This window comes from Streptomyces sp. NPDC027962 (assembly GCF_055566095.1).
The window spans coordinates 165,552-176,531 of the sequence record NZ_JBVHTA010000012.1 but is presented as its reverse complement, the minus strand read 5'-3'; the positions used below and the strand labels follow the sequence as shown (position 1 = coordinate 176,531).

Here is a 10,980-nt window from a genome sequence, read left to right as displayed (position 1 = left end):
GCAGCGAAGGTCGCTGCCGGACTGTGGGACGATTTCACTTACGAGGTGCCCTCTTGCTCGGGTCTGATGGAAGCGTAGGAACTCCCATCATCCCAGGTCAGCGGGCACCTCTTCCTGTTTCTCCATCCACAGCTCGGCCGCTACGCGGTGGATCGAGGCTGAGTCCGCACCACCACTTCGGGTGTTGACCAGAGCGGCACGGAAGAACGCCGTAGTGATCCCTCGGAAACCGGTGTGCCCGAGCGCACCCGCGTGCCGCAAGCACCACAGCTCCGGCTCGTCCTTGCTATCCGTTGCGCCGGAGGACACGCCGCACGTCGTGCACTCGGCCTCGTAGACCGGTCCGCTGCCTTGCTTGTCTGTGCTCAACGTCCAGTCGGCGAACCGCATCACTGCATGTGGTGTCACCGACTCGCAGTCCGATGCACCATGTCCCGTTGATCTCTGAGTGCCGTCCATCAGCTGTCTCCGTCCTGAGACGACACCGACATGAGAGCCCATACGGACTTTCCGACGCCGCCGCGTTCGCTGACGCCCCACTTGTCCGCGAGCACGCCGACCAGGACGAGTCCTCGGCCACACTCGGAGTCACTGGCAGCGGCATACTGGCGAGGCCGGACGTCAGAGCTGTCACGGACCTCGATGCGAAGGTCATCGCCGGCATGTTGGAAACGGGTTTCGATCGCCCGATCCGGCGAAACGTGCGCATGCCGGACAGCGTTGGTGACGAGTTCCGAGAGCACGACCAGAGCCGTGTCCTCCATCTCTGCCAGGCCCCAGGCGGCAAGCGCTTTGCGTAGCTCGACGCGGGCCAGGCCGACGCAGCGAGGGTGGCGAGCCCATCGGCACACCCTCTCCCGGCCGTTCAGCGCATCCTGTTGCTCCTGCATGCCTCAGAGGATGGAGAACTCAACGCCCTTTCGATTCCCGGCGATGGGGGTACCCATGATGGGTACACTCCGCGCGGAGAATCACTGATATTCCTTGTGCCCAGGCAGATTCGGGGAAGCGCGTGTCAGGAGACCTCTCACCAACGGCCTTACCCGCCTATGTCCTTGACCGAGCCGATGTGCAGGCCGCGCTGAAGCGGCACGACTTCGGACAGGTCTTCAAGCTGGCCCGGCAGTGGGGCGGAGTCAGCTTCCTCAAGATCGCCGACGCGTGCGACATCAAGCCGGAGCGAGTGGGGAAGCTGGCGCGAGGCGACGGCGCGATCACCACCTACGAGAAGATCGCGTATATCGCCGACGCCCTGGGCATCCCCGGCCACATGATCGGGATGGCACCGCGCCCATGGGAGGAGGCATCAACGCCCACGGCTTCAGGCCGCCCGGAGCTGATCTCTCCCCTCGCGACTGTCGCCCCAGGAATTGCGAACGTTCCCGAGTCCAATGATCTGGGAACGGTCGATCTCGAAGGAGACGAAGTGCAGCGCAGGAGGTTCCTCGCAGCTTCCATCGGCATCGCCACCGGTGCGACCATGACGCCAGGAGCCACGGTCGGCCGCATCGGGCCCCGCCAGGTGCAGCACCTTCAGCGGCGTACGACCCGTCTGCGAAGCCTCGATGACGTACTCGGCGGAACCGACACCCGGCACATCTACCGCGCCGAGCTCGGTACCACGCTGAACCTGGTGCGCAACGCCTCGTACACGGAGACCACCGGTCGGCAGCTCCTCAGTCTGGTGGCGGAGCAGGCACAGCAAGCCGGCTGGGCTGCATTCGACGCAGGACGACAGACCGAGGCGTCGGCCCTTTACGAGAAGGCCTTTCAGGCAGCTACCGAGGCGCAAGACGCGGCGCTGGCAGGCAACTCCCTCGCGTTTCTCGCCTACCAGCAGGTCAGCACGGGCACTTCCGGCGTAGCGACCGCCGCCGCATCCTGTGAGACTGCCAGCGCGGACGCACCCCCGACTGTCCGGGCCCTCCTCTTTGAACGCCGCGCCTGGGCCCATGCCAAAGCAGGCCAGGCCAAGGAGACCGAGCAGGCGCTCGGCCAGGCTGAAGAGGCATTGACAGGAAGCGGCAGTGACCGCCCCGGGCCCGACTGGGCGTCGTGGGTCGACACTCGCGAACTCCAGATCATGAAGGGCCGCTGCTGGACCGAGCTGCGCCGGCCGCTACGAGCCGTTCCCGCCCTCGAAGCAGCCCTGGCCGACTTCAACGATGCCCACGCCCGCGACAAGTCTCTGTACCTCACCTGGCTCGCGCACGCGTACCTGGACGCCGGAGAAGTCGAGCAGTCGGCAGCAGTGATCACCAGGGCCATGGATCTGTCAGCCGGAATCGGCTCTGTCCGGCCGCAGCAGCGCGCGAACGAGTTCCTGGTGAGGCTTCAGCCGCACCGGACGATCGCGCCGGTCGCCGAACTCATGGATCGCGCGGCTATGTGATCACTCAGCAACGCTGCGGGCGATCCAGTCCAGGCCGGCCGCAGAGCCCGACACGATGGGCACCGCATTGATCTCGGGGTTGTCCCACGGGTGGTGCTCCAGCAGATGCGCTTCAAGATCGGGGTACCGAGCCGCCGTCGTCTTGAAGATCACCTGCCACTCCTCGCCCTCACCGAACTCACCCAGATGCCAGAAGAGCGAGGTGACAGGGCCGACCACCTGCGCACCCGCGGCCAGACGTACCTCTGTTGCACCCTTGGCCAGTGCTACCGCCGACTCACGGCTTTCCGTCGCTGTGTACACCTGCACGCACTCAGTCATGGACGAGAGCCTAGGGCGGACCGCGACCCACCAACCAGGGGCCACGATGTGTCCAGCTCAGAACCCCTGTGGCTGCATCCGGACCCAAGAGGCTATGAAGAAGCCTTGACTGTGGTCATGCGGCCAAGTGTGTCAGGTGCGCGGACGGAAGCGCCCGCGCATTTCGCGCGGCGTCGCGGGGCGGGGCGTGGGGCGCCGCGCGGTGAGTGACGCAGTGATGGCGCAGCTGTCCCCAGCGCCGCGGCAGGCGCGGCAGGCGCGGCCACGGTAGATGCCGCCGGGCGGGGCGACCGTGGTCACCGCCTCACGCTGACTTGACCCCGCGCCAACGCCGGCCCTCCCGCTGCCGGTCACCGGCGCTACCGCCGCGCGGTCGCCGCCGGGCCGCCGCCGGGCCGGGGGCGCTGCCGCCGCTGTCGCCAGCGCAAGCGCGCGGGGCCACCACCCGCGTTCGTCGGCTCATGACGGCGCCGCCGCCGGTCACCGGACTGCCGCCGTGGTTACCGCAGGCCCGCCGGCCCTGACCGCCTCCGCCCGTTGCGCCACGGCCGGCCACGCCACCGTGTCGGAACCGCGGCTCGTAAGGCCGCGGACACGCGACCGCCCCCCAGTGGCGACCGTGGCGTCGCCTTTCGGACACCGCCCGTTGACAGCCTGCGCAGGTGTCGCGCCCTCCGTCCGTCCGTCTCCCCGTCGACCGGGCCTTCGGCCCAGCGGTCGCCAGAGTCGTCGGCCGGGGTATCGGCCGGGTCGTCGGCGGCGTCTTCGCCACGGCCGTCGGCCGGGCTGTCCGCGGCATCCTCGGCAAGACAGCCATCGACTTCCGCCACTGCCGGCTGCTCGGGCTCATGGGCTCGACGGCCCTCGCGGCCGGCGGCGTGAGCGCCGGGGCGCTGCCAGTGCGGGAGATACTCGCCCCCAGCTCGGGGCCGGCCGCGATCGGGCTCGTAGCCGCGTACTTCGGACTCGTCGTCCTGATAACGGCCTGGCTCCTGGTGGGCCGGGCCGTGCGCGGTTCCCGGCCGCCGGAGCGTCGCGATCTGCTGGTGACGCTCGCGCTGTGGGCGGCACCGCTGGTGGTGGCGCCGCCGCTGTTCAGCCGCGACGTCTACAGCTACCTGGCCCAGGGCGCGATGGTCGACGCCCGGCTCGACGTGTACGTCCACGGCCCCTCGCAGTTGGGCGGCCCGCTCGCCGCCGAGGTCGCACCGCTGTGGCGGGACACCCCCGCCCCGTACGGCCCGGTCTTCCTGGCTTTCGCCTCGGCGGTGGCGCACTCGCCGCCCCTCTCGGCGGACCTCCCGGCGGTCTCGGCGGTCTCGGCGGTCTCGGCGGTCTCGGCGGACCAGGTGTCCTCGGGGGTGCTCGGCATGCGGCTGGTCGCGCTGCTCGGCGTGGTGCTGATGGCCCTCTGCCTGCCCCGGCTGGCCCATCACTGCGACACCGACCCGACACTGGCGCTCTGGATGGGGGCGCTCAACCCGCTGGTCCTGCTGCACCTCGTGAGCGGCGCCCACAACGACGCGCTCATGCTCGGCCTGCTGGGCGCGGGTCTCGTCGCCGCCCTCGGCCGCAGGCCGGTCGCGGCCGTCGTACTGATCACCCTGGCCGCGTTGGTGAAGGCGCCCGCCGCGCTGGGGCTCGTCGCCGTCGTCGTGGTGTGGGCTCGGCACACACCATGGGCGCGGGCGCCGCGCCTGTCCGCAGCGCTCGCCGTGCTCGGTGTGTGCGCAACCACCACCGCGGCGACGACCACCCTCGTGGGCACCGGTTACGGGTGGCTCGCCGCCCTCGACACACCCGTATCCCCGGAGAACTGGTCCCTCACGTCCAGCCTCGGCCGGGCGACCGCCGCCCTGATGAACGGCACCGGGCTCGCCGACCTCGCCCGACTCGCCACCCCTGCCTGGCATCTGCTCGGTCTGGCAGCGACCGCCCTTGCCGTGCTGCTCGCCTGGCGTCGCCACCATCTGCAACGCCCGGTCCACGCGCTCGGACTCAGTCTGATGGCGGTGGCTGTGCTTGGGCCCGCGATCCGCCCCTGGTACATGATGTGGGGCTTGTTCTTGATCGCTGCCGCAGGGCCGGGCAGGCCCCTGCGGCGTACCGCCGCCGCGGCGAGCGGCGTACTCGCCCTCGCCGTACTGCCCAGTGGATTCGCCCCCGACGCCACGCAGTTGGCGCTCGCCGTCGGTGGCGGGCTGCTGGCGGTGACGGCGCTGTGGGGCGTACATCGCTTTGCACACCGGCTCGTTGGGAGTACCGCATGACACAGCTGGAGACGACGGAGGCCACATGGCGGCGGCCGGTGACCACGCGGGGACGCCTGCTCCGCGTCGCCGCGCTTGCGACCGCCGTGCTGGTCTTCCTCACGACGGCCCCGCTTCACCGGAACTGGTTCGACCTCGGCGTCTACTACGGGACCGTCCACCACTGGATGGGCGGTGGCGCCATCTACGACTACCTGGTACCGGGCAGCCACTACGGCTTCACGTACCCACCCTTCGCCGCCGTCTGCATGCTGCCGATGGGGCTGATCGACTGGCAGAGCGCGGTCGCGTTCGCTCTGCTCCTCAACGGGGCGGCCGCGGCCGTGATCCTGTGGTGGACCGCCGGACCGGTCGTGCGCCGGCAGGGCTGGACTCCCTGGTACGCACTCTCGCTCGCCGGCTGCGCCTTCGCCATCCTGGAACCGGTCCGCGACACCGTCAGCTTCGGGCAGGTCAACCTGCTGCTTCTGGCGCTCGTCCTCGCCGACGCGCGGCTGCTGTCCGTCGGCGGCCGCGCGTCGCGGTACGCGGGCATCGGCATCGGGCTCGCCGCCGCGATCAAGCTCACGCCCGCCGTCTTCATCGGCCATCTGCTCCTCACCGGCCGCCCCCGGGCCGCCGCCACCGCCACGGCCGTCGCACTCGGTGCCACCGGGCTGGCCGCGTGGATCGCGCCGGACGCCTCCCGTGTCTACTGGACGGAGGCGCTGTGGGACACCGACCGGGTCGGCTCGCTCGCGTATGTGTCGAACCAGTCGTGGCAGGGACTGCTGGCCCGCGTCTCCGAGCCGTACGAGCCGAGCCGCGCGGTGTGGGCGCTCGGGGTGGTCGTGCTGCTCGCCGTATGGGCCGTGCGCGTACGCAAGGCGACAGCGGCCGGGGACCATACCGGCGGCTTCGCGCTGACCGGGATCCTTGCCTGCCTGATCAGCCCGATCACCTGGGTGCACCATCTGGTCTGGCTGGTGCCCGCCCTCGTGCTGCTCGCCGACGCCGGCCTCCGCACGCCCGACGGTCCTGACCGCCGCAGGCTGCTGACCTGGGCCGTCGCTCTGCCCGTCGTACTGTGCAGCAGCGTCGTGTGGCTGTGGAGCAAGGACTCGTCCGGCCTCGACGGCTTCCTCGGCGGCAACACGTACGTGTGGATCGCGCTGGGGCTGCTCTTCGCGCTGCCGCTCCGCGCCACGGCCGCAGGTGACCGCCGCCCGCCGCTGCCCGGGCCGTGACGGGTCTGCGACGATGGGCACATGCGCGCACGCTACGGTCTCCCCCTGAAAATCACCGCAGGAATCACGGCGGCCGGGGCCGCCGGCCTCGTCTACGCCGGGGGCATCGAGGCCCGCTCGTTCCGGCTGCGACGAGTCACCGTGCCGGTACTGCGGCGCGGCATGCGGCCGTTGCGTGTGCTGCAGGTCTCCGACATCCACATGGTCAGCGGCCAGCGCAAGAAACGGGCCTGGCTGCAGTCGCTGGCCGGACTCCGCCCGGACTTCGTCGTCAACACCGGCGACAACCTCTCCGATCCGGAGGGCGTGCCGGAGGTGCTGGACGCGCTGGGCCCGCTGATGGAGATCCCCGGCGTCTACGTTTTCGGCTCCAACGACTACTACGGCCCGAAACTCCGCAACCCCGCCCGCTACCTCCTCGAAAAGGCCCAGGGCCGCCACGGCCTCAACGGCAACGCGCCCGCCGTCGGCGCGGTCCACAACCCGTGGGAGGGCCTGCGGGACGCGTTCGACGCCGCGGGATGGCTGGACCTGACAAACACCCGCGGCCGGCTGAAGCTCGACGGCTACGAGATCGCCTTCACCGGCCTCGACGACCCGCACATCAAGCGCGACCGGTACGAGAAGGTCGCGGGCGGCCCCGAACGGGACGCCGACCTGTCGCTGGCCGTCGTTCACGCCCCCTATCTGCGCAGCCTCGACGCCTTCACGGCCGACGGCTACCCCCTGATCCTCGCGGGCCACACCCACGGCGGCCAGCTGTGCATCCCCTTCTACGGGGCCCTGGTCACCAACTGCGACCTGGACACGGACCGCGTCAAGGGCCTGTCCACGCACCGTGCCGAGGGGAACGTCTCCTACCTCCACGTCTCGGCAGGCTGCGGCACCAACCGCTACACCCCGGTCCGCTTCGCCTGCCCTCCGGAGGCGACCCTCCTGACCCTGATCCCCCGCGACTGACCCCGCCGGGTCCGCCCGCCTGCCCCGTGCCGCCCCGCCCCCGCCGTGGGTTCTGCGTCGCCTGTGGGCCGCCCGGGGCGGTCCGAAACCGGATTTCGTCTCCGGCGGCGGGTGGGCTAAAGTAATCGATGTCGCGGGGACACCGGCGACATCGGGGTGTAGCGCAGCTTGGCAGCGCGCTTCGTTCGGGACGAAGAGGTCGTGGGTTCAAATCCCGCCACCCCGACAGAGAAACACCAGGTCAGGGTACCTACTGATTTCAGTAGGTACCCTGATTTGTTGTGTGAGTGTCTAACTGAGTGCCTATCGCTTCGGGTCGGCCTTGAAGATGCCGTCCATCGCGACCGCTCCGGTCTGGATGACCGGGCGGATCTGCTTGCGGTAGACCTCCTCGGTCACGGCCGTTCCGGAGTGTCCGACCAGACGCGAGATCTCTTCCAGCGGCACGCCGCTGTCCGACAGCAGCGACACGAAGCTGTGCCGAAGCTCCCGCGGCGTCCACTCCTGGGGGTCCACGCCCTCTGCCTGGCTCAGAGCCTGCCGGAACGCTCTCCGTACGTTGGTGGCATCGAGCTCCTTGCCAACAGCGGACGCGAAGACGAGACCGTTCTCCTCCCAGTCGTCACCGGCAGCCACGCGGTCCCAGCCCTGGTCCTCGAACTGCTGCCAGAGCGCATCCACGCACCGGACCGGGAGGGCGAGGGTTCGGCGCGACTTCCGCGTCTTAGTGTCCCCGCCGGCACGCACCGATCGCCAGACCGCGATGTACGGCGGGATTGGCGGACTCGCTTCCGGTTCACCCTTCAGAAAAACGTGGTCCCAGGTGAGCGCCCGCAGCTCTTCGGTACGGGCTCCAGTGAGCAGCGCCAGCACGATGTACGCCTGCATGGATGTTCTTTCGGCGGCACAGAGTACTGCCTCGGCCTGGGCGAGCGTCAGTGCCTTTGAGGGCCGGCCGGGCTGCCCGTTAGGGATGGAGCAGAGCTCCACGACGTTGCGCTTGACCTTGTCCCGCGCCATGGCCCGTTTCACCGAACGGTTCAGGCACGAGTGGATGCCCTGCAAGGTGCGTGTGCTGAGCGTCTTGGCCTTGCTGCTGAGCCACTTGTCGACGTCTTCCGCGCTCAGGTCGCGCAGTTTCCTGGCTCCGAGCGAGGGGATCACGTGCTTGCGGCTCAGAATGGTGCAGGACTCCAGCGTGGCCTTGTCCCTGCCGACCAGCCCGTACATCAGCCAGTCGTTCACCGCATTCTCCACTGTGTAGCCCGTGGGCGCGACAGCGAGGCCATCCTCGTGGTCGCGAAGAACGTCCTTCAGCTTGTTCTTCGCCTCGGTCTTGGTCTTGCCGCTCGCGCGCCTCATGATTCGCTTACCACTCGGGTCGAACCCGAGACTGGCGGCTGCAATCCACCGCTGTCGGCTTTCGCTCCAGTAGAGCCCGCCGTCTCCCCTGCTACGGCGCTTGGTCACTGCTCTCCCCCTGCCTCGCGCTCCAGGAGCGCGACGTACTCCGTGATGGCGGATGCTGGGATGAGTCGCGTTCGGCCCTGCTTGACCGTGCGGAGGCGCCCGGTGCGGATCAGGTCGTAGATGACGGTCCGACTCATGCTCAGGACGCGCATGGCATCGGCGACCCGGTAGAGAAGGGGCTCGGCGAGGTGGCCTCGTTCGGGAGCGGCGAGGGTCACTGTGTCCTCCTCGGCTGGGATGCGTCTTCGGAACCGGACAGCCCGGACAGCTCGATTTCTGACTGTCCGGGCCGTTCTCCCAGGTCAGACTGGTTAACCGGACACCCGGACAGCTCGGACACCTCTTGTGCTGACTGTGTCCGGGTGTCGGTGTCCGGGAAGTACCGGCCTCCCGCATCTCGGGCGAGCTGCCCGTCTGCGGCCATGCGCGAGCAGGTGCGCCGGATCGTCTCAACATCGACGTGCGGCAGCGCGACGGTCATGTCCTTCGGCTTCGCGCCGGGGTTGGCCCGGACGTACTTGAGGATTGCGGCTCGGGTGTCACCGACTGTGTGGTCGGAGACCGGCCCGTCCAGCAGATGCCAGGCGCCGGACGCGTCCTGGAACTGCAGGGCGTATTCGGCTTCATTCACGTCGCGTCCGGTCACGTGGAGAATGCCGTCGGCCTGACCGCGTGCCCGCTTGAGGACGAGGGTGGCGTCCGCGGCTCCGGCAATGCCGTTGGTGCCCGAGACCTCGGTGAGGAAGTCCTCGGAGCCCGCCTTGCGGACGTGGTGGACCAGGACGACGGCGATGCCGTAGTGGTCCGCGATCCGCTTGGCGAAGCCCACGGCGTGATAGTCAGCGTCGTATGCGGACACGCCTTGCGGGGCCTGGCCGCGCATCTTGGCGAACACGTCGATGACGACCATGCGCGCGTCCGGGTTGCGCTCCAGCCATGCGGCGATGGCTTCCGCCCCGCCCTGAGGGAAGGGCGGGCACTCGGTCACGAGCGTGAGCCCGGCCGGCGCCTGCTGTCCCCCGAGCAGCTTGCCCATGCGGGTCTGCAACCGGCGTGGAGTGTCCTCCAGGGCGAGGTAGAGCACAGGGCCGCCTTGGACCGGGACGGAGTCGAACGCCTTGCTCCCTGCGGCGACGGCGAGGCCGAGCCCGAGGGACAGCCAGGACTTGCCCACTTTCGGGGGGCCAGCGAGCAGGCTGACGCCTTCGGCGAGGATGCCGGGCACGGCCCATTTCGGCTCGGGGAAGTGCGCGGCCATGAGCTGATCGGCGGTCCATGCCGTGCGCGGTCGCTCCCGCTTCGGAGGTGGTCCGGGCGCGGTTTGCGGGTCGCTGGGGACGGAGTACAGGTGGAGCGGTGGAATCGGGTCCGAGGACGCGCTCATGCCGCCCCCTTCCGCGGCCTGTTCGCCCCGGCCCTCAGACCGGAGTCGATGGTGCGGCCGGCTTCCCGCTTGCCCAGGCCGATCTGAAGCGCGGCGGCGGTGAGCCACTCGGTCACCTCGGTCTGCCCGAGCTCGCCCCCGGCAACGAGCTGCCCGAGGGCGATCGCTGCGACGTAGAGCGTCTTGTTGCGCTCGCCCTCCCGTGAGCTGGTGACGCGCTCCAACTCTCCGTTGACGGCGGCCCGGAGCCACTTGCCACGCCGGTCAGATGCGATGGCCACGGCGATCGGCCTCTGCGGCGGAAGCGGTGCCGGGCGCAGCGCCTCAGCGAGCCACAGAGGCAGTGGAGCGGCCAGAGCGTCCTTCGCGGTCTCGTACGGGTGATGGGTGAAGGTGCTGCCGGGGGCGACGACGTAGCCGCCGTGGGCGCGGGTGTCGATCTTCCAGCCGAGCCCGTTGCCCTTGTCGCCGCTGGTGTTGCGCAGCGGATCGCCCTCGGGGGCGGTGAAGTACAGGTGGGTGCCGCCGCTCCAGGTCCGGACGGTGAACGTGTCATCGGGGAGGGGCTGGCCGTGGCGCTCGCAGAGGACGGCAAGCACGTCCGAGCCGTTGGTGACGCCTGGCAGCGCCCAGTCGGCCGACGGGGTGTCGGCCGGGCCTTTGGGCATGTCGAGGTCGACAACGACCAGCTGGGACGGGCCGGTGGCGATGCCGATGTTGTACGGAGCGTGGGCCCAGCACCGGGCGATGCGGTCGGGGTCGGTGGTGGCGCGTGCCTCCCAGTTCGTGATGGCGGGGCGCTTGTCGCCGGGCCGGAGCGGGAAGACGTGCCAGCCGCGGGCAGCCGCGTCGAGCGCGGCCTGAGGCAGCGCGAGGTGTTCGGGGTGAGGCATCCTGGAGGTCTCCTGATCTGTCTTCGGATGGGCGGGGAGAACCGCGGCGGCGGGCGACCTTGCT

11 protein-coding genes and 1 tRNA gene are annotated in these 10,980 nt (G+C 69.8%); 5 read left to right on the top strand and 7 right to left on the bottom strand.

The genetic code is table 11. The features are described 5' to 3' along the window. Nucleotides 1-87 precede the first annotated feature (87 nt). Together ACZ4SA_RS14620 and ACZ4SA_RS14615 are read right to left on the bottom strand one after the other, a co-directional pair. Nucleotides 88-459: a DUF7848 domain-containing protein gene (locus ACZ4SA_RS14620; RefSeq protein ID WP_468273892.1), complete on the bottom strand. Its 372-nt coding sequence runs from the start codon at nucleotides 457-459 to the stop codon at nucleotides 88-90. After that, nucleotides 459-890, bottom strand: a complete 432-nt coding sequence (locus tag ACZ4SA_RS14615) for an ATP-binding protein (RefSeq protein WP_468273890.1) — start codon at nucleotides 888-890, stop codon at nucleotides 459-461. The genes ACZ4SA_RS14620 and ACZ4SA_RS14615 overlap by 1 nt, the downstream gene beginning before the upstream one ends. Before the next feature lie 179 nt (nucleotides 891-1,069). Between ACZ4SA_RS14615 and ACZ4SA_RS14610 the strand changes: the two genes are divergently transcribed. Continuing rightward, nucleotides 1,070-2,392 carry an XRE family transcriptional regulator gene (locus ACZ4SA_RS14610; RefSeq protein ID WP_468273887.1) on the top strand — a complete coding sequence of 441 codons (1,323 nt, stop codon included), beginning with the start codon at nucleotides 1,070-1,072 and terminating at the stop codon, nucleotides 2,390-2,392. Here the strand turns inward: ACZ4SA_RS14610 and cutA are convergent, their stop codons facing one another. Then, nucleotides 2,393-2,713 carry a divalent-cation tolerance protein CutA gene (cutA, locus tag ACZ4SA_RS14605; protein ID WP_351975648.1) on the bottom strand — a complete coding sequence of 107 codons (321 nt, stop codon included), beginning with the start codon at nucleotides 2,711-2,713 and terminating at the stop codon, nucleotides 2,393-2,395. Nucleotides 2,714-3,561: 848 nt separating this feature from the next. Here cutA and mptB point away from each other — a divergent pair. The 4 genes from mptB to ACZ4SA_RS14585 all read left to right on the top strand — a co-directional run bounded on the left by mptB (nucleotide 3,562) and on the right by ACZ4SA_RS14585 (nucleotide 7,395). Next, nucleotides 3,562-4,983 (top strand): polyprenol phosphomannose-dependent alpha 1,6 mannosyltransferase MptB, encoded by a 1,422-nt coding sequence (mptB, locus tag ACZ4SA_RS14600; protein ID WP_468273909.1) that lies wholly within the window; start codon nucleotides 3,562-3,564, stop codon nucleotides 4,981-4,983. Further along, the gene (locus tag ACZ4SA_RS14595) at nucleotides 4,980-6,209 is read left to right on the top strand and encodes a glycosyltransferase 87 family protein (protein WP_468273885.1); all 1,230 of its coding nucleotides are present in this window, start codon (nucleotides 4,980-4,982) and stop codon (nucleotides 6,207-6,209) included. The genes mptB and ACZ4SA_RS14595 overlap by 4 nt, the downstream gene beginning before the upstream one ends. Nucleotides 6,210-6,230: 21 nt before the next feature. Beyond that, nucleotides 6,231-7,169, top strand: coding sequence for a metallophosphoesterase (locus ACZ4SA_RS14590; RefSeq protein WP_468273882.1), 939 nt, complete (start codon nucleotides 6,231-6,233; stop codon nucleotides 7,167-7,169). 152 nt (nucleotides 7,170-7,321) lie between these two features. Then, nucleotides 7,322-7,395, top strand: a tRNA-Pro gene (locus ACZ4SA_RS14585). Between the two features lie 77 nt (nucleotides 7,396-7,472). On the opposite strand, the gene ACZ4SA_RS14580 is transcribed toward ACZ4SA_RS14585, so the two are convergent. From ACZ4SA_RS14580 to ACZ4SA_RS14565, 4 genes are read right to left on the bottom strand one after another with little or no spacing between them, the layout of a single operon-like run. Further along, nucleotides 7,473-8,639 carry a site-specific integrase gene (locus ACZ4SA_RS14580; RefSeq protein WP_468273880.1) on the bottom strand — a complete coding sequence of 389 codons (1,167 nt, stop codon included), beginning with the start codon at nucleotides 8,637-8,639 and terminating at the stop codon, nucleotides 7,473-7,475. Next, nucleotides 8,636-8,857, bottom strand: coding sequence for a helix-turn-helix domain-containing protein (locus tag ACZ4SA_RS14575; RefSeq protein ID WP_468273878.1), 222 nt, complete (start codon nucleotides 8,855-8,857; stop codon nucleotides 8,636-8,638). Before ACZ4SA_RS14575 ends, ACZ4SA_RS14580 begins: the two co-directional genes overlap by 4 nt. Continuing rightward, on the bottom strand, nucleotides 8,854-10,023 hold the full coding sequence (locus ACZ4SA_RS14570; RefSeq protein ID WP_468273875.1) for an AAA family ATPase: 1,170 nt from the start codon (nucleotides 10,021-10,023) through the stop codon (nucleotides 8,854-8,856). Before ACZ4SA_RS14570 ends, ACZ4SA_RS14575 begins: the two co-directional genes overlap by 4 nt. Continuing rightward, complete coding sequence (locus tag ACZ4SA_RS14565; protein ID WP_468273872.1) at nucleotides 10,020-10,916, bottom strand: bifunctional DNA primase/polymerase; 897 nt, start codon at nucleotides 10,914-10,916, stop codon at nucleotides 10,020-10,022. The genes ACZ4SA_RS14570 and ACZ4SA_RS14565 overlap by 4 nt, the downstream gene beginning before the upstream one ends. Between the last annotated feature and the right edge of the window lie 64 nt (nucleotides 10,917-10,980).